The organism is Anaerovirgula multivorans (assembly GCF_900188145.1).
Lineage (GTDB): Bacteria > Bacillota > Clostridia > Peptostreptococcales > Natronincolaceae > Anaerovirgula > Anaerovirgula multivorans.
This window is the reverse complement of record NZ_FZOJ01000008.1, coordinates 85,503-106,869: the sequence shown is the minus strand read 5'-3', so window position 1 is coordinate 106,869 and position 21,367 is coordinate 85,503. Positions and strand designations below refer to the sequence as shown.

General features: G+C 31.9%; 24 protein-coding genes and 1 other annotated feature. Of the genes, 23 read left to right on the top strand and 1 reads right to left on the bottom strand.

Annotation, left to right across the window (positions count from 1 at the left end; translation table 11 throughout):
- The first annotated feature begins 18 nt into the window (after window positions 1–18).
- From minE to sdaAA, 23 genes are all read left to right on the top strand, one after another.
- Entirely contained in the window at window positions 19–303 is a 285-nt protein-coding gene (gene minE / locus CHB72_RS10180) for a cell division topological specificity factor MinE (protein WP_089282785.1), read from the top strand.
- A 19-nt stretch (window positions 304–322) separates the two neighbouring features.
- Entirely contained in the window at window positions 323–724 is a 402-nt protein-coding gene (locus tag CHB72_RS10175) for a methylglyoxal synthase (RefSeq protein WP_089282784.1), read from the top strand.
- 152 nt (window positions 725–876) lie between these two features.
- Window positions 877–1,587: a murein hydrolase activator EnvC family protein gene (locus tag CHB72_RS10170; protein ID WP_176431309.1), complete on the top strand. Its 711-nt coding sequence runs from the start codon at window positions 877–879 to the stop codon at window positions 1,585–1,587.
- A gap of 26 nt (window positions 1,588–1,613) precedes the next feature.
- On the top strand, window positions 1,614–2,498 hold the full coding sequence (locus CHB72_RS10165; protein WP_089282782.1) for a M50 family metallopeptidase: 885 nt from the start codon (window positions 1,614–1,616) through the stop codon (window positions 2,496–2,498).
- 273 nt (window positions 2,499–2,771) lie between these two features.
- Window positions 2,772–4,610: a TIGR03960 family B12-binding radical SAM protein gene (locus CHB72_RS10160; RefSeq protein WP_089282781.1), complete on the top strand. Its 1,839-nt coding sequence runs from the start codon at window positions 2,772–2,774 to the stop codon at window positions 4,608–4,610.
- Window positions 4,610–5,353: a TIGR03936 family radical SAM-associated protein gene (locus CHB72_RS10155; RefSeq protein WP_089282780.1), complete on the top strand. Its 744-nt coding sequence runs from the start codon at window positions 4,610–4,612 to the stop codon at window positions 5,351–5,353. The genes CHB72_RS10160 and CHB72_RS10155 overlap by 1 nt, the downstream gene beginning before the upstream one ends.
- Window positions 5,354–5,658: 305 nt before the next feature.
- Window positions 5,659–7,161: an Rne/Rng family ribonuclease gene (locus CHB72_RS10150; protein ID WP_089282779.1), complete on the top strand. Its 1,503-nt coding sequence runs from the start codon at window positions 5,659–5,661 to the stop codon at window positions 7,159–7,161.
- Window positions 7,162–7,276: 115 nt separating this feature from the next.
- Window positions 7,277–7,588 (top strand): 50S ribosomal protein L21, encoded by a 312-nt coding sequence (gene rplU / locus CHB72_RS10145; RefSeq protein WP_089282778.1) that lies wholly within the window; start codon window positions 7,277–7,279, stop codon window positions 7,586–7,588.
- A gap of 10 nt (window positions 7,589–7,598) precedes the next feature.
- Entirely contained in the window at window positions 7,599–7,931 is a 333-nt protein-coding gene (locus CHB72_RS10140) for a ribosomal-processing cysteine protease Prp (RefSeq protein ID WP_089282777.1), read from the top strand.
- A gap of 3 nt (window positions 7,932–7,934) precedes the next feature.
- Window positions 7,935–8,216, top strand: coding sequence for a 50S ribosomal protein L27 (gene rpmA / locus CHB72_RS10135; protein ID WP_089282776.1), 282 nt, complete (start codon window positions 7,935–7,937; stop codon window positions 8,214–8,216).
- 177 nt (window positions 8,217–8,393) lie between these two features.
- Window positions 8,394–9,677: a GTPase ObgE gene (gene obgE, locus CHB72_RS10130; RefSeq protein WP_089282775.1), complete on the top strand. Its 1,284-nt coding sequence runs from the start codon at window positions 8,394–8,396 to the stop codon at window positions 9,675–9,677.
- Between the two features lie 22 nt (window positions 9,678–9,699).
- The gene (locus tag CHB72_RS10125; protein WP_089282774.1) at window positions 9,700–9,882 is read left to right on the top strand and encodes a hypothetical protein; all 183 of its coding nucleotides are present in this window, start codon (window positions 9,700–9,702) and stop codon (window positions 9,880–9,882) included.
- A 15-nt stretch (window positions 9,883–9,897) separates the two neighbouring features.
- On the top strand, window positions 9,898–10,194 hold the full coding sequence (yhbY, locus tag CHB72_RS10120; protein ID WP_089282773.1) for a ribosome assembly RNA-binding protein YhbY: 297 nt from the start codon (window positions 9,898–9,900) through the stop codon (window positions 10,192–10,194).
- Between the two features lie 165 nt (window positions 10,195–10,359).
- Entirely contained in the window at window positions 10,360–11,010 is a 651-nt protein-coding gene (gene nadD, locus CHB72_RS10115) for a nicotinate-nucleotide adenylyltransferase (protein WP_089282772.1), read from the top strand.
- Between the two features lie 35 nt (window positions 11,011–11,045).
- Window positions 11,046–11,624, top strand: a complete 579-nt coding sequence (gene yqeK, locus CHB72_RS10110; protein WP_089282771.1) for a bis(5'-nucleosyl)-tetraphosphatase (symmetrical) YqeK — start codon at window positions 11,046–11,048, stop codon at window positions 11,622–11,624.
- A 25-nt stretch (window positions 11,625–11,649) separates the two neighbouring features.
- The gene (locus CHB72_RS10105) at window positions 11,650–12,792 is read left to right on the top strand and encodes an LCP family protein (RefSeq protein ID WP_089282770.1); all 1,143 of its coding nucleotides are present in this window, start codon (window positions 11,650–11,652) and stop codon (window positions 12,790–12,792) included.
- A 140-nt stretch (window positions 12,793–12,932) separates the two neighbouring features.
- Window positions 12,933–13,934, top strand: coding sequence for a calcium/sodium antiporter (locus CHB72_RS10100; protein WP_089282769.1), 1,002 nt, complete (start codon window positions 12,933–12,935; stop codon window positions 13,932–13,934).
- Window positions 13,935–13,952: 18 nt separating this feature from the next.
- Window positions 13,953–14,321, top strand: coding sequence for a ribosome silencing factor (gene rsfS / locus CHB72_RS10095; protein ID WP_176431308.1), 369 nt, complete (start codon window positions 13,953–13,955; stop codon window positions 14,319–14,321).
- 51 nt (window positions 14,322–14,372) lie between these two features.
- Window positions 14,373–14,561 (top strand) — a binding site (T-box leader).
- 66 nt (window positions 14,562–14,627) lie between these two features.
- A complete protein-coding gene (leuS, locus tag CHB72_RS10090) occupies window positions 14,628–17,093 on the top strand; it encodes a leucine--tRNA ligase (RefSeq protein ID WP_089282767.1) in 2,466 nt (821 codons plus the stop codon).
- Window positions 17,094–17,113: 20 nt separating this feature from the next.
- Complete coding sequence (locus CHB72_RS10085) at window positions 17,114–17,761, top strand: helix-turn-helix transcriptional regulator (RefSeq protein WP_089282766.1); 648 nt, start codon at window positions 17,114–17,116, stop codon at window positions 17,759–17,761.
- Window positions 17,762–17,788: 27 nt separating this feature from the next.
- Window positions 17,789–18,169 carry a RidA family protein gene (locus CHB72_RS10080; protein WP_089282765.1) on the top strand — a complete coding sequence of 127 codons (381 nt, stop codon included), beginning with the start codon at window positions 17,789–17,791 and terminating at the stop codon, window positions 18,167–18,169.
- A gap of 136 nt (window positions 18,170–18,305) precedes the next feature.
- Entirely contained in the window at window positions 18,306–18,974 is a 669-nt protein-coding gene (sdaAB, locus tag CHB72_RS10075; protein ID WP_089282764.1) for an L-serine ammonia-lyase, iron-sulfur-dependent subunit beta, read from the top strand.
- Between the two features lie 17 nt (window positions 18,975–18,991).
- Window positions 18,992–19,882: an L-serine ammonia-lyase, iron-sulfur-dependent, subunit alpha gene (gene sdaAA, locus CHB72_RS10070; RefSeq protein WP_089282763.1), complete on the top strand. Its 891-nt coding sequence runs from the start codon at window positions 18,992–18,994 to the stop codon at window positions 19,880–19,882.
- A gap of 14 nt (window positions 19,883–19,896) precedes the next feature.
- Here the strand turns inward: sdaAA and CHB72_RS10065 are convergent, their stop codons facing one another.
- Window positions 19,897–21,234, bottom strand: coding sequence for a D-alanyl-D-alanine carboxypeptidase family protein (locus tag CHB72_RS10065; RefSeq protein ID WP_089282762.1), 1,338 nt, complete (start codon window positions 21,232–21,234; stop codon window positions 19,897–19,899).
- Window positions 21,235–21,367: the final 133 nt, after the last annotated feature.

The following is a 21,367-nucleotide window of genomic DNA, read 5'->3' as shown; positions in this document are numbered from 1 at the left end:
CATGGAAGGAGGAAAACAATGGATTTTTTAAAGTTTTTTAATAGAGACACGGGACCCAGTAAAAATGTTGCAAAAGAACGATTAAAACTAGTATTGGTTCACGATAGAACAAATTGCTCTCCTCACTTTCTAGATATGGTTAAAGACGATATTATAAAAATCATATCAGATTATGTTGAAATTGATGAAAGTGGATTAGAGGTTAAATTGACCAAAACAAAACGAGATAGTGATGATACAATGATGCCAGCGTTAGTAGCTAATATTCCAATTAAAAAGATGAAGGATAAAAGTCGTACATGATAAACATAGGAGGAACAGTATGAATATTGCTCTAATAGCCCATGATATGAAAAAGGATATGATGATACACTTTGTAACAGCATATGAAAACATCTTAAAGAATCATAAATTATTTGCTACAGGCACTACAGGAAAACGAATAATGGAGGCTACAGAACTAAAAGTCCATAGATTTCAGTCAGGACCTTTGGGTGGTGATCAACAAATAGGAGCAGAAATAGCAAACAATAGAATGGATGTTGTAATATTTCTTAGAGATCCACTTACACCACAACCTCATGAACCAGATATTCAAGCTCTTATAAGATTATGTGATGTTCGAATGATACCTGTTGCCACTAACATTGCAACAGCTGAAATTCTAATAAGATCTTTAGAACGAGGAGACTTGCAGTGGAGAAATTATGTAAAAAAAAATTAACCAGTATCTTTAAACCATTTATTTTTAACCAAAATAAATGGTTTTTTGTTTATTTGTCTTACATTTTATTCTAAATACAAGCTACCATGTAATAAAATCTAATTATACACAATATATTTATACTAAATCCAAACAAAGGAGGTAGTATGAGAATGAGTGTAAGAAAAAGCAATAATCCAATACAACCAATAGGTATTTTTCAAAATAGAATAGATAGAAGTAGTATGAATTTTCAAGAGTTTGATTTTAAACAATGGATTTTAAAAACTTTCATAAAGTTAACAATATGCTTTTTTATATTTTTGCTAATATTACTTGTTAAGAATATTAACAGTAGACCAACAAATTATCTTATTGATCAAGTGGAATATAGATTAAACCAAGAATTTAAAGTAGGTGAAAACTATGAAAAAGCAAAAGGTGCACTAGTGAGACTTACAAAGCAAGGCGAAAAGGCTTTAGCAGTAATAAACATTGGAAATTTTTCAGAATTACAATTCACTTTACCAATGGAAGGAAGGGTTATTACCTATTTTGAAGATATAATAGAAGAAACCAATAGAACCTCAAGAGGGATTATCATTGAAGGTGAAACAGGAGGGGATATATTAGCTACCCAAGAGGGGGTAATTATAGAAACTGGATTCAACCAGTCTAGTGGAAATTATATTGTTCTTAAGCATAAGGGGGAATTATTATCAGTGTATAAAAACATTGAAAAAAGCATGGTGGAAAAAAACCAAAAAGTTGTGACTGGTGAAGTTATTGGAACAAGCTCTGGCAAGCTGCAATTTGAGGTTTGGAACAATAAGGAACCGGTAGATCCTTTAGTGTATATCAATCTAGAATTTAAAAGTATGTAGACATTTAGATAAGGCAGGCATAGATAATGAAATTATTTGAAATATTTGGCATTAAAATAAAAATTAATTATACGTTAATTCCCATATGGATTATAAGCATCTATTACCAATATTTTTTTGAGTTAATTATTGTTATGATGATTATCATGATACATGAATTAGCTCATTCTTTTGCTTCTGCATATTATGGGATTGAAGTTTTGGAAATAGAACTTTTTCCTTTTGGAGGAGTAGCAAGAACAGAAAGTTTTTTTGAAGTAGATCCTTTTAAAGAAATTATTATTTCTATTGTGGGACCGTCCTCTAATTATATCATGTTATTATTAGCGATTATTATACAATCTTATATAAAGTTACAAATAGATCTTATATATTTCTTTATTTTTACAAATCTTACGATTGGTTTATTTAATATGCTACCAATTCTTCCATTAGATGGAGGGAGAATCTTAAGAGCTTATATAAATAGCAAAGTTGGATTTAAAAAGGCAACTATGATCATGATAAAAATAAGTAAAATATTATCTTTACTACTATTTTTCACTAGTATTCATTTAGGAATTAGGAGAGAAGAATACTTTTTTTTATGTGGAATAGCAATATATTTATTTATTAAAGCTAATAAGGAAAAAGAAGTAATTGGATATACCTTTATTTATCATGTTGTAATGAAAAAGAAGCAATTGTTAGATAAAGGTTTTATGGAAGTGAAACATCTTACAGCTTTAGAATCTATACATATAAATAAAGTTTTTCATGAGTTTTCTTCAAATAAATACCATTTTATAACTGTTATTAATCCCAAAGGGAAAGTCTTAGGAAATCTTTCGGAAAGTGAAATTTTAGATGCAAACATTAAATATAATAATAAGCTAACTTTAGGGGAGCTAATAGAAGTATTAGAAAAATAATAAGAGAATAATAACATATTTTCAAAACGTTTATGTTATCATATACTTATACATAGTATTCATTAACAAAAATTATGAATTAACAACATCTATATCTTATAGATATAAGCCTTTATAATTAAATTTTAATATACACGGTCTACGGTTTCGCTCTCGGCCGAAAATCATAGTCGAGGACTGCAAATGTAGCCCTTAGTATATTAAAATTTAGGGAGGTATAACCTATATCAATGAATATAGACACTAAAGAAAAAAAGGATTGGAGGCACGTTTATGAAAAAAATTGAAATTCAAGATGTACTATATAAAGTTGAAAAGCCTGCTAGATACTTAGGAAACGAGCTAAACAGTATACATAAAGAAGTTGATGGAAAAATGATACGTTATGCATTTTGTTTCCCTGATATTTATGAAGTAGGGATGAGCCATTTAGGCATGCAAATATTATATCATCTTCTGAATACGCTAGACGGTGTTTCTTGTGAAAGAGTATTTGCACCTGCAGTTGATATGGAAGAAGAAATGAAAAAGAACAATATCCCACTTTTTGCACTAGAGAGCAGAGAACCTATTGAAAACTTTGATTTTGTTGGTTTCACACTACAATATGAATTGAGCTATACAAATATATTGAACATGTTGAACTTAGCAAATATTCCTATTTACAGTAAAGACAGAGATGAAAATAATCCTATTGTTATTTTTGGAGGACCTTGTGCCTATAACCCTGAACCGATTGCAGATTTTGCAGATATTATTATTTTAGGAGAGGCAGAAGAAGTACAGATTGAAGTATTAGATTTATATAAAAAGTATAAAGAAAAAAACTATAGCAAGTCAAATTTTTTGAAAGAAGCTGCTAAAATAACAGGTGTTTATGTTCCAAGCTTTTATGAAGTAAAATATAGTAATGATGGGACGATAGCTTCTTTTCAGCCTAGAATAGATGAAATCCCCACTAAAATTAAGAAAAGAATCATTCAAGATCTTAATGAAACATATTATCCTGATAAGATGATTGTTCCCTACCTAAACGTTGTACATGATCGAGTTGCATTGGAAATATTCAGAGGTTGTACAAGAGGATGTCGTTTCTGCCAAGCAGGAATGATTTATAGGCCTGTTAGAGAGCGATCAGTTGAAACACTATCAAATTTGGCTGAGGGTTTATTAACATCAACTGGTTATGAAGAAATATCATTAGCATCCCTAAGTACTAGTGATTACTCGAATCTACATGACTTTGTAAAGCATTTAATTGACAAATACAGTGAAGATCGAGTTGGAATATCATTACCATCTTTAAGACTTGATAATTTTTCTTTAGAATTAATAAAAGAAATACAAAAAGTAAGGAAAACTGGATTAACCTTTGCTCCGGAGGCAGGGAGTCAAAGGCTACGGGATGTAATTAACAAAGGATTAACTGAAGAAGATTTAACAGAGGCAACTAAAAAAGCTTTTGAATCTGGTTGGAGTAGTGTAAAGCTTTATTTCATGTTAGGGCTGCCAACTGAATCAGAAGAAGATTTAATAGGGATTAAGGATTTAGCCTATAAGGTTGTTGATTTATATTATGAAACCCCAAAAGAACAAAGAGGGAAAGGTTTAAATGTGACTGTTAGCACATCTACCTTTGTTCCTAAAGCCTTTACTCCTTTCCAATGGGAACCACAAATAACATTAGAAGAAATAGAAGATAAACAACAACTCTTGAAAAAACAGTTAAATCGTAAAAATATTACATATAGTTATCATGATGCTGAAACCAGTTTCTTAGAAGCAGTTTTCGCTAGGGGGGATAGGAAACTTTCTAAAGTTTTAGAATTAGCCATTGAAGAAGGTTGCAAGTTTGATGGCTGGAATGAACATTTTAATTTCCAGAAATGGAAGGAAATATTTGAAAAAGTGGGCATGAATCCTGAGTTTTATGTTAATAGAAAGAGAGAGTATGAGGAAATATTACCATGGGATCATATCGATGTGGGAGTCACAAAAAAATTTCTAATCAAAGAAAATGAAAAAGCAAAAACTGCTAAACTAACTGAAGATTGCAGGATCAATTGCTCAGGCTGTGGGATGAATCAAGGGTTTATAGGAGGAATCTGTTAATGTATAGAATAAGATCAAAATTTTATAAAAAAGACGATATGATATTTATTTCTCATTTGGACTTAGTTCGTCTTTTTGAAAGGGCCTTTAGAAGAGCAAGAATCCCTATTGCATATACCCAAGGCTTTAATCCCCATCCCATTATGGCCTTTGCTACAGCGCTAGGGATTGGAATATCCAGTGAAGGTGAATATATCGATATTGAAGTAACAGAAAAAATTGAATTAAAAGAGTTTATGGATAGGCTAAACAATGTATTGCCGAAAGGTCTAGAAGTTATTAACAGTCAATATATCTCGAAGGATCAAGACTCATTAATGGCGATTATTCAATTTTCTAGCTATGCTGTAAAAATTATTCTTACAGAGAAAATAGATCTTGAGGAATTAAAAGACAAGTTAAACTCCTTTCTAGATTTAAAAGAGATTATAGAAATTAAAGAAAAGAAAAAGAAAAAAAGCTACAAAAAATCTTATAAAAATCAAGTGCAGGAAATAAATATTCGAGATCATATAAAGCACATAAACATAGTAAAAAAGGAAGATAATCAGGTACTGTTAGATATGCTTTTAGCTACAGGCAGCAGCGGTAATTTAAAGCCTGAAACAGTGGTGAAGAAGCTTCAAGAAAAAATGGAATTACCTATTGAACTTGATAAGACTAGAGTACATAGGATTGAACTTTTTAAAGAAATAGAACCACATTTTCTAACACCTTTAGACATTGCAACATTATACAGATAACCAATTTTAAACTTTAATTGCACTCTGTGAAAGTGACTGACAGCAAATCAAAGATTTGGGTCATCTACTTTTGATATACACCATCTACGGTTTCGCCCAAAACCATGGGCCGCAAATGTAGCCCTTAGCATATCAAAATTTCACCTTGTATAAGCGACTGACATGAAATCATAGATTTCAGTTATCTGCTTAAGTTCCGTAGTTGGTTACCCATAGTTAGAAAGGAAATAATACTTTAAGTATAGAATAAGTAAGTAAGAAGATAACCTATCGATACTTTGGTTATAAAATTAGGAGTTGGTTACATGAATCAAATTATTGTAGATGTTAGTATTAATGAAACTAGACTAGCTTTATTAGAATCTGAAGAACTGGTTGAATTCTATCTTGAAAGAAAGAATAATAAAAGAATAGTAGGTAATATCTATAAAGGTAGGGTAACAAATGTATTGCCTGGTATGCAAGCAGCCTTTGTAGATATCGGTTTAGAAAAAAATAGTTTTTTATATGTAAGAGATGCTATACCTCAAGAATATCAATATGAAGATAATGAAAATTATAAAAATATATCTATTAAAGATATTGTAAAAGAAGGACAAGAAATCATTGTTCAGGTTATAAAAGAACCTATTGGTTCAAAGGGAGCAAGAGTTACTACCCACATTACTTTACCAGGACGTTACTTAGTTTTAATGCCTTATACAGATTATCTTGGAGTATCTAGAAGAATTACTAGTGAAGAAGAACGAGAGAGACTAAGAAAAGAAGTAGAAGAAGCAAAGCCTCAAAACATGGGAATTATTATTCGAACAGCTGCCGAAGCTAAGAACAAAGAAGCTTTTAGCGATGATATAAAGTTTTTGCTAAAGCTATGGCAAAAGATAGAAAAAGAAAAAAAACTAGGGTTTGCACCAAGAATGATTTATAAAGATTTTGATTTAGTGGATAAAATAATCCGCGATGTATTCAGTAAAGAAATTAATGAGTTCATTATTAATAATAAACAAGAATACAAAAACGTATTAGAATTAGTAGAACTAATTTCTCCCCACCTAAAGGATAGAATTAAGCTATATAAAGATGATTTAGAGATCTTTCAATATTATAATATTGAATCTCAAATAAAGAATGGAATCTCAAGAAGGGTTTGGCTTAAAAGCGGAGGGTATATTGTTATTGATTCTACAGAAGCATTGACAGTCATTGATGTGAATACTGGTAAATATGTGGGAAGTATAGATTTAGAAGATACAGTTTATAAAACAAATATAGAAGCAGCAAGAGAAATTGCAAAGCAATTAAGGCTTCGAGATATAGGCGGAATAATTATTGTAGATTTGATAGACATGACAAACGAAAAATATATTGAGAAGGTCTTAAGGGTTTTAGAAGAATCATTAAATAAAGATCGTACAAAAACTAAGATACTAGGAATAACTTCTTTAGGTTTAGTGGAGATTACTAGGAAAAAGGTAAGACAAAGGTTAGAATCATTATTGCAAAAAAAATGTCCATACTGCGAAGGTACTGGCAGGGTTTTAAATGAAGATGTAATAATACATAAAATAGAAAAAGAAATAAAAAGAATGCACGATCATACTAATGCAGAAGCCGTTATTTTTCAAGTGCATCCTGAAGTGCTAAATGAACTATCTAATAATGAATTTGTTATTAAGGAGCTAGAAGAGACTTACCACATAAAAATATGGATTCTACCCAAAAAAGAAGCACATTATAATGACTTAATAATAAAAACAATGGGGAGACTAGAGGTTATTGAAAAGCTAGCTATGGAAATAGAACTATAGAGCTTGACATCAGTATACTCCTATGATAATATATATATCTGTAAGTAGCCGCACGGATCGGGTTTTAAACGAAAGTACCTTGGGTTCGGCGAGACTGGGTTGAGGAGGTGTAAATATGTACGCAATCATTGAGACAGGTGGAAAGCAATACAGAGTGCAAGAAGGAGATACATTGTTTGTTGAAAAGCTAAATGCTTCTGAAGGCGATGTTGTAACAATTGAAAATGTATTAGCTGTTTCTAAAGAAGGAAGCTTAACAGTTGGAAATCCATTAGTAAATGGAGCAAAGGTTGAAGCAAAGGTTGTAGAACAAGGTAAAGGTAAAAAAATCATTATCTTTAAATACAAACCTAAAAAAGATTTTAGAAAGAAACAAGGTCATAGACAGCCTTACACAAAACTAGTTATTGAAAAAATCAATGCTTAGGATATGAGCTATGATAAAGATAAGAATAGAAAGAGATCACAATCAATACATTAGCGAATTTAAGATTACAGGTCATGCATATGCAGATGAACCTGGCAAGGATATCGTTTGTGCTGCTGTATCTATGTTAACACAAACAATAATTCTAGGATTAAGTGAAGTGCTAAAAATCCAAGTTTCTTATGAGATAGCTGATGGATACTTAGCTTGTTGGATACCTGAGGGTTTATCTCAACGGGATAGACAACAAGTAAATAATCTACTTGACACGATGGTACTTGGAATTAGAAATATTCAAGAAAGTTATTCTCAATATATAATTGTTCATGACAAGGAGGTGTAAGTCATGTTTAAAATTAATCTTCAGTTATTTGCTAGTAAAAAAGGAGTAGGTAGCTCCAAAAACGGTAGAGATAGTGCTGCTAAAAGATTAGGCGTTAAGAAATCCGACGGACAATCTGTAACTGCTGGAAACATTTTAGTAAGACAAAGAGGTACTAAAATCCATCCAGGAACAAATGTTGGAAAAGGTGGAGATGACACTTTATTCGCATTAATAGATGGTGTTGTTAAGTTCGAAAGAAAAGGCAAAGATAAAAAACAAGTTAGTATTTATGCAGCAAACTAATTATAAACCGCCAAAACACGGCGGTTTTTTTGTTTAATTTATTGTTTGTTTTGGAATAATAAATAAAGTTGACAGTTTCTTTTTAGTTGATATAATGAAATTATTATATCAATTGGTTATCTATATAGATTAAAAGGAAATAGAGAAATATAATTTGAAAATAAGGGTGAAAAACATATGTTTGTTGATAAAGCGATAATCAATTTGAAAGCTGGTAAAGGTGGCAATGGTGCCGTAGCTTTTAGACGGGAAATTTATGTGCCAGCAGGAGGACCTTCTGGTGGTGATGGAGGAAAAGGTGGAAGTATTATAGTTGAAGTAGATGAAGGCATGAGAACCTTAATGGATTTTAGATATAAAAAGCATTATCATGCGGAGAATGGAGAAGATGGTAAAAATAAAAATATGTATGGGAAAGATGCAGAGGATTTAGTATTAAAGGTTCCACCAGGTACTTTGATAAGAGATGAAAAAACAGGTGCTGTCATTGCAGATTTAGTTAAAGGTGGAGATAAAAAAATAATTGCTAGAGGTGGAAAAGGTGGAAAAGGAAATATACACTTTAAATCGTCTACTAGACAAGCCCCCAATTTTGCTATTGCAGGAGAGTATGGAGACGAATTAACCGTTGTCCTTGAACTAAAAATGATTGCTGATGTAGGCCTAATAGGATTTCCAAACGTAGGTAAATCCACTATATTATCTGTTGTTACTAGTGCAAACCCTAAAGTTGCTGATTACCATTTTACTACCTTAACCCCAAATCTAGGTGTGGTAAAGACAAAGTATGGAGACAGCTTTGTTTTAGCAGATATCCCTGGTCTTATTGAAGGTGCGCATCAAGGAGTTGGGTTAGGTCATGAATTCCTAAGACACGTAGAAAGAACAAAACTATTAATTCATGTTATAGATGTGGCTGCCTTAGAGAGAAGAAATCCTATAGAAGATTTTAATAAAATAAATGAAGAATTAAAATTATATAGTCCTAAGTTAGCAGACAAACCACAAATTGTAGCTGCAAATAAAACAGATTTGCCTGAGGTAGATGAAAACTTAAAAGCATTAAAAATAAATTTAGAGAAGCTAGGCATAAAAGTGTTTGCGATTTCTGCAGCTACGAATAAAGGATTAGAAGATTTGTTTACATATGTATCTAAAAAACTAAAAGAAGTTGAAGAAGATATTAAGAATAACGAAATTGAAGAAGAAGAAAAAATATATCAGTATGAAAAAGAAGATAAATACCGATTTACAGTTCACAAAGAAGATGATATCTTTATCATAGAAGGAAAATTTGTAGAAAGGTTACTTCATTCTACAAACTTTGATAGTATGGATTCATTAAGCTATTTTCAAAAAGTTTTAAGAAAGAGGGGCGTTATTGATGAACTAAAAGAGCTGGGTATTAAGGATGGAGATACTGTGAAAATTGACGAATTTGAATTTGAGTATTACGACTAAGAGATGGGGGTTTATAGGTAACATGAGCTGCATACATTGTGAAAATTGCAAATTAGACACAAAAGCTTATTATTGCTTTGCTAAAAATGACTTTGTCGTCAGCGAAAAATCTACAGTAATGGAAAAAACAAGAACTGGTTGGAAAAAGGGAGTAAAGGAATACGAAATTCATAGAAGAAAACTTCGAAAAGAAGTAGAAATTTAAAAAAGGAGTAGGTAAATGTTAACAGGTAAACAAAGAACATATCTTAAAGGCATGGCCCATAGTATAAAGCCAATTACTCAAATCGGCAAATTAGGAGTTACAGACAACTTTTTATCACAGTTAGATAATGTATTAGAAACTAGAGAAATTGTTAAAATTAATATTTTAGAAACCAGTCTATTAGATGCTAAAAAAACAGCAAATGATGTTGCTAAAGCTTTAAATGCTGAATTTGTACAAGCTATAGGGAACAAATTCACCATCTATAGACCATCAAGAAACAATCCTAAAATTCAATTGCCAAAACATTAATATATTAAGGCACCTAAGCGTTTTGTAAAGGTGCCTTAAGTATGTATTTAATAATAAGGAAGCGATGGAATACTTTACTACTACACAAAACAATTGACTTTTCAACTATTGTAAAATATAGTATAATCATTGAATTAGAAACAAAGGATGAAAGATGGTGAATGAATGAATAATAAGGACAGAAAAATAACACATAGATATGGCATTATGGGAGGAACTTTTGATCCTATTCATCTAGGTCATTTATTTGTTGCAGAAACAGCATTATATAACTTGAATTTAGATAAAGTTATTTTCATTCCTACTGGTAATCCGCCACATAAAAATAGTAAAGACATTACCATTGCCCATCATAGATTAATCATGACAGCTGTAGCTATAAATAGCAATCCCAAATTTGAATTGTCTAATATAGAAGTTATGAGAAGAGGACAATCCTATACAGCTGATACCATAAAGCAGTTATTAATGCAATATGGTGAGAATATAGAGTTATATTTTATTACTGGAACTGATGCTTTCATGGAAATGAGTACGTGGAAGGATTGTGCTTATTTATTTAGAACTATGAAAACTGTAGTTGCAACCAGATTAGGTTATGATGATGAAAGTTTCAATGAGAAAGTACACTTCTTTAATAAAAAGTATAATGCATCTATCATCAACATGTCTATACCAATTTTAGAGATTTCCTCTAGTGATATTAGAGAGCGAATAAGACAAAAATTATCAATCAAGTACTTGGTAACAGAAGGTGTTGAGAAATACATAAAAAAGCATCATTTATATGTTAAAAACATAAATGAAAGTTTGTGATTAAATAAAAAAGACGATAAATAGGAGTGCAGTATATGGAAAATCAATTAATAACGAAAATTGAAGAAAGGCTAAAAGTAACAATCAATCCTAAAAGGTATAGACATACACTTGGAGTAGTGAAAGCATCTATATATTTAGCGGAAAAGTATCATGAAGATACCATGAATGCTAAAATAGCTGCATTACTACATGACTTTGCAAAAGACTATACTAGACAACAACTAATGGAATGCGTTAGAACTTATGGAGTAGTTACAGATAACATCATCATGGAGGCTCATGAATTATTACATGGGAAAGTGGCAGCTTCCATAGCAAAAATAGAATTTAATATAAATAACGAAAATATCTTAAATGCTATTGAAAACCATACAACTGGCCGAGAAGGAATGAGTAAGCTAGAAAAAATCATTTACTTAGCTGATTTTATAGAAGAAGGAAGAAATTATCCTGGTGTCAATGAATTAAGAAAAATTGCTGCTGAAGATTTAGATAAAGCGGTGTTACAGGCTTTGAATAATACGATTATCTATGTACTAAGCATAGAAAAGCTATTACATCCCAATACCTTGTATGCACGAAATGAATTGTTATTAAAGATGAAGTCATAAAATTTTTGAATGACAGAGGTGAATTATGAAAAAACAAAGAAAAAAAATAGCGGGTACGTTGATTATATCATTTTTTATGATTGCAATCATTGGTTTTTTTACCATAAGCAGTGGCAATATATATGCTACAAATGGTAGGATAAATATATTAATATTTGGAGTTGATGCACAGGATTCATCCAACACCAAAGGAACTAGAGCTGATTCTATTATGCTTCTAAGTATAGATTCTTCTGCTAAAAACCCAGTATTGATTTCTATACCAAGAGATACAAGAGTTGCAATCGATGGTAGAAAATCTCAAGAAAAAGTCAATCATGCACATGCTTATGGAGGTGTTGAACTGTTAACAAATACAGTTGAAGACTTCTTAGGTATTCCAATAGATTATTATGCTAAAATAAATTATAAGGCTGTAGAAGAGATAGTAGATGCTTTAGGAGGAATCACCTTAGAAGTACCTGTAGATATGAAATATAAAGATCCTTATGCTGATCCTCCTCTAGAGATTGATATTTCTAAAGGTTTACAGACCTTAGATGGTGGACAAGCCCTACAGTTTTTAAGATTTAGAAGTGGTTATGCTAATCAAGACTTAGGAAGAGTAGAAGCACAGCAACAATTTGCTAATGTCTTAATCAAGGAAGCTATGTCACCGCTTACGGTATTTAAAGCCCCTACATTAACTAAAATATTTTATAGAAATGTAGATACAAATATACCAAAAACAAAAATGATTTACCTGGGATTAAAAAATTTTATTGGAAGGTCCAATGAACTAACAAAAATGACTTTGCCAGGAAGACCTGCAATGATCAATGGCGTTTCCTATTATGTAGTAGATGATAGTGATATCCAACAGCTTAAAGAAAATTATTTAACAAATAAAACGAAATCAGTCAATGCTTCTAGAGTAGAAGTACTGAATGGCTGTGGAATTAGTGGAACAGCTGCTAGATTTGCAGAAAAACTGGAGGAATCTAAGATATCAGTAGAATCAATAAATAATTATGAATCAAATAATATAATAGAATCTTTTATAGAATACAATCCCAAATATAAAAAAGATGCTAAAAAAATTGGTAAGATATTAGGTATAAAAAATCTGATAGAAGCAACAAATGAAGTAGATGTAAAAGTAATAATTGGCAAGGACTTAACTTCCTAAGAGGTTTTTTGTATCATTTTGTTTAAGTGAAATTGGCATATATTTTAAAGAGGAAAATATATTATAACGATGTATAGTTGTATAATGTTCTTTTTATCAAATAAGTATATGTAACTTAACAAAGTAATAGGGGGGGCACTATGGGAAGCTTTGGGACATTACTTTTTTTTGTACTGGGGATTATCATAATAATAAAAGGCGGAGATTGGTTTGTTGAATCTGCAGTTTGGATCGCTAAAGTAACAGGTGTACCAAACGTTTTAATTGGAGCGACTTTAGTAAGTGTTGCAACAACTCTGCCTGAGTTGTTAGTATCGTCTATTGCTACTTACCAACATTATTATGATGTTGCTATTGGTAATGTGGTTGGCTCAATGGTATGCAATATAGGACTTATATTAGGACTAACGGCTTTGATTTCTCCTATAAAAATACATACTACTAAGTTTTCTATCAAAGGTTTTTTTATGCTTCTATGTGGAGTTATGATGTTTTTTTTAGCAAAAGATACAATCATTACGCCGCAAGAGGGAAATGTTTTTTTACTAATGTTTATAGCATATATTATTTTGAATATACTGGAATTTAAAGGTAGCGGACGAAATACTACTGGACAGAATCATGCAGTGGATTTAAATAAACAAAAGATAAAAATAAATGTAACCAAATTCATCTTAGGTGCACTATTTATAGTGATTGGTGCAAGATTATTAGTAAATAACGGTGTGGCTATTGCAAAGCTTATAGGTGTTCCAGAACAAGTAATTAGTTTAACGCTAATTGCATTAGGAACCTCCCTTCCAGAATTGATTACAGCATTTAGCTCTATTGTAAAGGGGCATAGTGAGATATCTGTTGGAAATATTTTAGGTGCCAATATACTTGACATAGTTATGGTGTTGGGTATATCCTCAAAGCTAGGGGAACAGGGGATTGTAATTAACTATCAGAATATCATGCTTGGTGCAACGATTCACAATGTACCACAAGCTTTATATTTAGATATACCTATAGCATTACTAATGATGTTAATACTAGTAATCGGCGGTACCCTAAAAGGTTCTATAAGTCGTTCAATAGGCGCAAGTGTTTTGGGAATATATTTAGCTTACCTAGGTATACTAGCTAAATTATTTATATAAATGAAAAGGAGGAAATTAATGAAAAATACAACCGATGGTTTATTAGCAAAAATAATTAAATACATTGATGATAAGTTAGGTCAGAGTATAACTGTACTAGATTTACAAGGCATATCTACTCTCTGTGATTATTTTGTTATTACGAATACTTCATCTGAGCGTCAAGCAAAAGCAATAGCAGATGAAGTGCAGAAGCAACTGGAAAATGAAAACATTCATATTTTTCATAAAGAAGGATATGATTCAGCTAGATGGATATTATTAGATTATGGAGATATTATTATTCATATATTTCATAAAGAAGATAGAGAGTTTTATAATATAGAAGGAATTTGGAAAGATGCTAAAATTATAAATATTGACAAAATAATTGAAGATAATATATAATATAAAAATATAGTTATTACCAAGAACCTAGTATTTTGAAATATATATTTAATATAGTTAAGGAGTAGTACACAGATAATTGCTTTTTTAGAGAGTTGATGATTGGTGAAAATCAACAAAGTACGCTGTGGAACTTGCCTTATTCTAATGAATACTATATAGGATGGTATCCTTTAAAAACCAATTAAGAGGACTTTCAGTCAATTAGGGTGGTACCGCGGAATCTATTCCGTCCCTAAATAGACTTGAAAGTTTTTGTTTTATCATAGAAAAAATAATGGACCTATAAGGAGGAAGAACAAATAGATGGCAACTTATGATTATAAGAAAATCGAAACAAAATGGCAACAAAAATGGAGTGAAAAGAAACTATTTGCTACATATAACGAGGATGATCCTAAATATTATGTTTTAGAGATGTTTCCATATCCATCAGGGAAAATTCATATGGGACATGTTAGAAACTATTCTATTGGAGATGTTGTAGCAAGATATAAAAAAATGAAAGGTTTTAATGTACTACATCCCATGGGATGGGATGCTTTTGGATTACCTGCTGAAAATGCAGCAATAAAAAATGGCATCCATCCTGCTATCTGGACAAAACAAAATATAGAAGATATGAAGAAACAATTGAATTCATTAGGGTTAAGCTATGATTGGGATCGTGAAGTAGCAACATGCAATGAAGATTATTATAAGTGGACCCAATGGCTATTCTTACAGTTTTACAATAAAGGATTAGCCTATAAAAAAGAGTCAAGGGTAAATTGGTGTCCTTCCTGCGAAACTGTTTTAGCTAATGAACAAGTAGTGGGAGGAAAATGCGAGAGATGTGATAGTGCTGTTGGGAAAAAAATGTTAAATCAGTGGTATTTTAAAATTACTGATTATGCTGAAAAACTATTGGAAGATATACAATTACTTGAAGGTTGGCCCAATAAGGTAAAAATAATGCAAGAAAATTGGATAGGAAAAAGTGTTGGTGGAGAGATCGAGTTTACTATTGAAGATTTTTCAGAAACTCTAAAAGTATTTACTACAAGACCGGATACAGTATTTGGTGCAACTTATATGGTTCTAGCACCAGAACATCCCTATGTGAAGGATCTCGTTAAAGATACAGAATACGAAGAACTAGCGAAGGCTTTTGTCGATAAATTACAGCATTTATCTGATATTGATAGAACATCTACTGATACAGAAAAGGAAGGCTTGTTTATTGGTAGGTATTGTATTAATCCCCTATCAGGTAAAAAGGTACCTATTTATATCGCCAACTATGTTTTGGTAGACTATGGCACAGGAGCAATTATGGCGGTACCTGCTCATGATCAGAGGGACTTAGATTTCGCAAGAAAATATGATATTGAGGTATTACCTGTTATAAAACCTCAAGGTGATGAAGATTTCGAAATAAAGGATGAGGCTTATACTGAAGAAGGCATGATGACAAATTCAGGTGATTTTAATGGATTAGACAGCAAGGCAGCCTTTGATAAGATTTGCGATCTGTTAGAAAAAAATGGTAAGGGAAAAAGAACCATTAGCTATCGTCTTAGAGACTGGCTGTTATCTAGACAAAGATATTGGGGTACACCAATACCAATCGTCTATTGTGATACTTGTGGTATTGTTCCTGTTAAAGAAGAAGATTTACCAGTAAACCTACCTTTAGACGTGAAATTCACTGGTGCTGGGCTATCACCATTAACAACTAGCGAATCCTATATTCATACACCATGCCCAACATGTGGAAAGTTGGCAAAAAGAGAAACCGATACAATGGATACTTTTGTTGATTCCTCATGGTACTTTTTAAGATATACAGATGCTAAAAATAATGATACTGTTTTCGACAAAAAGGCGGTAAATTATTGGATGCCTGTAGATCAATATATAGGTGGAGTTGAGCATGCTATACTACATCTTTTGTACTCAAGGTTTTTTACAAAGGTATTAAAAGATTTAGAACTACTTGATGTGGATGAGCCCTTTAAAAACCTATTAACTCAAGGAATGGTTTTAAAAGATGGTGCAAAAATGTCAAAATCAAAAGGGAATACTGTAAGTCCTGAAGAAATAATAGAAAAATATGGAGCAGATACAGCTAGATTATTTGTATTGTTTGCAGCACCTCCTGAAAGGGATTTAGAATGGAGTGACCAAGGGGTAGAAGGTTGTTCAAGATTTTTAAACCGTGTATGGCGCCTTGTAGAGGAAGCTTTAGCAAATAACATGCTAGAGGGTGCGGAAAAGCCACTAACAAAAGAAGATAAAGATTTAAATTATATGATTCACAAAACCATAAAAAGAGTCACAGAAGATATAGAAGGAAGATTTAACTTTAATACCGCTGTAAGTGGCGTCATGGAATTGGTAAATGATCTATATAAATATAAAGAAATCGACAAAAATTCCTTAAACAACCTATTATTTAAACAAGGTATTGAAACGGTTATATTATTACTATCTCCATTTGCGCCTCATGTTACAGAGGAGCTATGGCAAAAAATAGGATATAAGACTAGTGCTTACTTAATGGAATGGCCAGAGTATGATCCACAAGCTATTGTTAAGGAAGATGTAGAAATAGTAATACAAATAAATGGAAAAGTAAGAGAAAAAATGTTAGTACCTTTAGCTACTTCTAAGGAAGAACTAGAAAAAATGGCTGGAGAAAGTGAAAAAATGAAACAGTTACTTGAGGGAAAAGAAATAGTAAGAGTGGTAGCTATCCCTAAAAAGCTTGTAAACATTGTTGTGAAGTAATAAAAGTACAGGAGGAGATTATGGATAAGAACTTACACCCCATATTAAAAAGTATGATTCCTTTAGTGGAAGGTATTTCTAAAACCTTTGGTAAGAATTGCGAGGTTGTATTGCATGAGTTAAAAAATTCTAAAAAGTCTATTATAGCAATATATAATGGACATGTAACTGGAAGAACGATAGGTAGTACAATGTTAGATGTGGGAATAGAAGCTATAAGAAAAGGAAATGATGCAGATAATATTTTAAACTACAAAAATAAGAGCTCAGATGGTAGAATATTAAAATCATCAACCATGTTTATTAGGGATGAGGATGACGACATTATCGGGTGTATATGTATCAATACAGATATCTCAGAAATGATAGTAGCACAAAAAGCACTAGACGACTTCTTTAAAACTGAAACAAAAGAAGAAGTAAATATGAATGAATTTCCTAATAATAATGTAAACGATGTTTTAATGAACATTGTAGCTGAGACCTTAGATAGCTATGGAAAACCAGTTTCCTATATGAATAAAGAAGAAAAGGTAAGCATTGTTAAGAAGTTAGATGATCAAGGAGCTTTTCTGATAAAAGGAGCTATTGATTACGTAGCAAAAATTTTATGTGTCTCGAGATATACAATCTATAACTATTTAGACGAAATAAGAGTGAATGGATAAAAATGAATAACTAAAGGAGGAAAAAAAATGAAACAAGTTATTAATACTAAAAAAGCACCAGCAGCCATTGGACCTTATTCACAAGCAATTAGATTAGATAAACTTTTGTTTATTTCCGGTCAACTACCTATGAATCCTGATACAATGGAAATTGTGGAAGGAAATATTCAAGAACAAACAAAACAGGCATTAGAAAATTTGAAAGCAATCCTTGAAGAAGCTGGATCCAACCTAAATAATGTAGTAAAAACAACATTGTTCATAAAGGATATGGGAGACTTTGCTAATATCAACGAAGTATATGCTACTTATTTTACTGAAAACAAGCCGGCTAGGGCTTGTGTAGAGGTGGCAAGATTACCTAAGGATGTTGGGGTTGAAATTGAAGCTATTGCTGTGGTAGAATAATACTTATGAATGGTGGTCATAATACATGACCACTATTTTAGTTTTTGTGGATATAGGTATAGATGTTAGTAATGCATTGTTTAAATATCAAATATTTGCTAATACTAACCCTAGTAATATGTAGGAGGATGTGAAAATGAAAGATTATAGTATGTTCGATGTCGTAGGTCCAAACATGATAGGACCATCAAGCTCCCATACTGCTGGAGCCTGTAGATTAGGGAAAGTGGCCTGTAAAATTGCAGGTGAAGGTATACAGGAAGTTACATTTCTTCTTCATGGATCCTTTGCAAAAACCTATAGGGGACATGGTACAGATAAAGCACTGGTGGGAGGAATTTTAGGCTTTGATCCTGATGATGAAAGAATTCGAAATTCTTTTGAGATAGCAGAAAAAGAAGGTATTCACTTCAAATTTATTGAAGAGAACTTAGGGGAAGTCCATGCCAATACTGCAAAAATTATGGTAAAAAAGCATGATGGAAGTCAGGTTGAGGTTTTAGGATCTTCTATTGGTGGAGGAAACGTTGTTATCAAAGAAATAAATGGATTGGAATTAGAGTTTACAGGAGAATATGTAACACTGATTATATCCCATATTGACAAGCCTGGGATTATTGCAAAAGTTTCAACTATTTTAGCTGAACACAATATTAATATTGCTTTTATGAGAGTATATCGACATGGAAAAGGAGAGAAAGCCTTCATGATTATCGAAACAGACGATGATATCATATCCAATGTTATAGATGATCTTAAACATGTAACAGACGTTGCTAATGCATATTTAGTCAGTATAAAATGAGAAGGTGGGTGTTATAGATGAACTTTACCAAAGGCGAAGAGTTGTTAGAGCTATGTAAAAGCCATAATAAAAAAATTTCTGAAATCATGATAGAGAGAGAAAAAAAGATTACAAATAGCAATGAATTAGATATTATAAATAGAATGAAAGCTAGTTTGGGAATAATGAAATCTTCTACTGAAAAAGGATTAACAGAAGATATTAAATCTGTTAGCGGCCTTATTGGAGGGGATGCAAAAAAAGTAAAATTGAGAAGTGAAAAAGAGAATCCAGTATGTGGATTACTTATGAGTAAAGCAATAAGTAGAGCTATGTCAGTATTAGAAGTAAACGCAGCTATGGGTAAAATAGTTGCTGCCCCAACGGCCGGCTCAAGTGGCATTCTGCCTGGTACTTTGATTACTGTAGCAGAAGAGTTTGATCTTACGGAGGAAAATCTGATAGAAGGATTAATGTCGGCCAGTGCTGTGGGAATGCTGATATCTAGAAATGCAACAGTTGCAGGAGCTGAGGGAGGTTGTCAGGCAGAGACAGGTGCAGCTTCAGCTATGGCAGCAGCCGCAATAGTAGAAATGATGGGGGGTACACCTCAAATGTCATTAGATGCAGCATCTATGTGTATGAAAAACGTATTAGGATTGGTCTGTGATCCCATAGCAGGGTTAGTTGAAGCACCCTGTGAAGGCAGAAATGCCATAGGAGCAGCGAATGCATTAATATCAGCTGAAATGGCCCTATCAGGTGTGAAAAGCATTATACCTTTTGATGAGGTTGTTGACACAATGTATACAGTGGGAAGGTGTTTACCAGTAGAGCTTAGAGAAACTGCATTAGGAGGTTTAGCAGCCACACCTACAGGTAGAAGGTTGCATGAACAGATATTTGGGGAAAATAGCAGAAAAAAATAGGGTTGAGATATGCCCTACTTTTTTTTGTAAAATAAAGGTTTTATAATACTTTTGTTAAATTTATAAGAAGAATATCTTCTACCATATATATTTCTTGCTCTTTTTCTTTTAAATCTTAAGGAGATAACAAAAATCTGCCATAATATAAATATTATAATAAATCCTATTAGAAGCTTAGAAGGTATTAATATTTTTTTAAATAAAGTTTTTTTATCAATGGCATCTTTAATAACTAAGCTAGTTTCTCCAATGACTTCATCTTCAATTGAATAAATAACCTTCCCTAAAGCATCTCCTGACAATATAGGTGCTTTAATATTTTCATAAATAATAATTTCTTCATTTATGCTAGTGATATCAACATTTTTGGGTATAACTACATCTAGCGATTCAGCTATATAAAGAGAAGCATTTTCCTCAACACCAGCTTCTATAGGGGTAGTGGTTTTTAGTAAATCCTTCTCGGCCAATTGAACCAATTGAAAATTATCATAGCCGTAATCTATTAAAGCTCTTGAATCAGCATAAACATTTAGTCCTTGGGCTCCCAAAACAACTGCAATAAGTCTTTGACCATCCACACTAGCAGAAGTAATTAAACAGTTTCCTGCATCATTAGTATATCCTGTTTTAATTCCATCAATAATATCATATTTTACATTTGTATAGGCACCATTATGTAGGATTTGATTACCTCCACCAGTACCCCATAAAAACCGATTTGTATTTCTATAATATCTAGTTTCAGGAGTGAATTCAGTGGGTTCAAGAGTTAGTCTTTCAGTAGACACAATCTCTCTAAACAGATCAAAGGTCATCGCATGCTTTGCAATAACAGCTAAATCATAGGCAGTAGTAACATGATTTTCATCAGGAAGGCCATGAGGATTGGTAAAATGGGTATTCAACGCACCTAATTCTTTAGCTCTTTTATTCATTAGTTCAGCAAATGCCTCTACTGATCCTGATATATGCACTGCAAATACCTCAGCAACATCATTAGCTGATCTAATTAATAAAGTTTGAAGCAGTTCCTTAACAGTAAAAGATTCACCTTTTAGAAGATACATACTAGAACCATCTACATATAAATCATCAGTCACTGTAATAACATCATTTAAATTTGCATTTTCTAAAACCAAAATTGCTGTCATTACCTTTGTTGTACTAGCAGGATAAGTTATTTCATGGGCATTTTTATCAAACAATACTTTCCCGGTAGTATAGTCGATTAATACGGCATTTGGAGCCGATACTTCAGGTATTACAGGCGATCCATAAACTACAACACCATTTGAAAAAATAATCAGCGTAAAAATAAAAATAAAGATAAAACTAAGCTTTTTCGTCATTTTCTTCACCAGCCTTTTATGAATGAAATACATTACTTTAATTAGTATAACAGATAGAACTCTATTTTTTAAGAATAAATTTGAAGAATATAAAGGGAAATTAATAAAATATATAGAAATAACTTGTAGAAAT

Coding starts and splice junctions, on each gene's coding strand:
- yhbY (WP_089282773.1), top strand. CDS start 9,898: ATGTTAACAGGTAAACAAAGAACATATCTTAAAGGCATGGCCCATAGT.
- CHB72_RS10085 (WP_089282766.1), top strand. CDS start 17,114: ATGGATAAGAACTTACACCCCATATTAAAAAGTATGATTCCTTTAGTG.
- CHB72_RS10160 (WP_089282781.1), top strand. CDS start 2,772: ATGAAAAAAATTGAAATTCAAGATGTACTATATAAAGTTGAAAAGCCT.
- CHB72_RS10065 (WP_089282762.1), bottom strand. CDS start 21,234: ATGACGAAAAAGCTTAGTTTTATCTTTATTTTTATTTTTACGCTGATT.
- rpmA (WP_089282776.1), top strand. CDS start 7,935: ATGTTTAAAATTAATCTTCAGTTATTTGCTAGTAAAAAAGGAGTAGGT.
- CHB72_RS10155 (WP_089282780.1), top strand. CDS start 4,610: ATGTATAGAATAAGATCAAAATTTTATAAAAAAGACGATATGATATTT.
- sdaAB (WP_089282764.1), top strand. CDS start 18,306: ATGAAAGATTATAGTATGTTCGATGTCGTAGGTCCAAACATGATAGGA.
- CHB72_RS10105 (WP_089282770.1), top strand. CDS start 11,650: ATGAAAAAACAAAGAAAAAAAATAGCGGGTACGTTGATTATATCATTT.
- CHB72_RS10125 (WP_089282774.1), top strand. CDS start 9,700: ATGAGCTGCATACATTGTGAAAATTGCAAATTAGACACAAAAGCTTAT.
- CHB72_RS10175 (WP_089282784.1), top strand. CDS start 323: ATGAATATTGCTCTAATAGCCCATGATATGAAAAAGGATATGATGATA.
- nadD (WP_089282772.1), top strand. CDS start 10,360: ATGAATAATAAGGACAGAAAAATAACACATAGATATGGCATTATGGGA.
- obgE (WP_089282775.1), top strand. CDS start 8,394: ATGTTTGTTGATAAAGCGATAATCAATTTGAAAGCTGGTAAAGGTGGC.
- CHB72_RS10140 (WP_089282777.1), top strand. CDS start 7,599: ATGATAAAGATAAGAATAGAAAGAGATCACAATCAATACATTAGCGAA.
- sdaAA (WP_089282763.1), top strand. CDS start 18,992: ATGAACTTTACCAAAGGCGAAGAGTTGTTAGAGCTATGTAAAAGCCAT.
- CHB72_RS10080 (WP_089282765.1), top strand. CDS start 17,789: ATGAAACAAGTTATTAATACTAAAAAAGCACCAGCAGCCATTGGACCT.
- minE (WP_089282785.1), top strand. CDS start 19: ATGGATTTTTTAAAGTTTTTTAATAGAGACACGGGACCCAGTAAAAAT.
- CHB72_RS10170 (WP_176431309.1), top strand. CDS start 877: ATGAGTGTAAGAAAAAGCAATAATCCAATACAACCAATAGGTATTTTT.
- rplU (WP_089282778.1), top strand. CDS start 7,277: ATGTACGCAATCATTGAGACAGGTGGAAAGCAATACAGAGTGCAAGAA.
- leuS (WP_089282767.1), top strand. CDS start 14,628: ATGGCAACTTATGATTATAAGAAAATCGAAACAAAATGGCAACAAAAA.
- CHB72_RS10165 (WP_089282782.1), top strand. CDS start 1,614: ATGAAATTATTTGAAATATTTGGCATTAAAATAAAAATTAATTATACG.
- CHB72_RS10100 (WP_089282769.1), top strand. CDS start 12,933: ATGGGAAGCTTTGGGACATTACTTTTTTTTGTACTGGGGATTATCATA.
- rsfS (WP_176431308.1), top strand. CDS start 13,953: ATGAAAAATACAACCGATGGTTTATTAGCAAAAATAATTAAATACATT.
- CHB72_RS10150 (WP_089282779.1), top strand. CDS start 5,659: ATGAATCAAATTATTGTAGATGTTAGTATTAATGAAACTAGACTAGCT.
- yqeK (WP_089282771.1), top strand. CDS start 11,046: ATGGAAAATCAATTAATAACGAAAATTGAAGAAAGGCTAAAAGTAACA.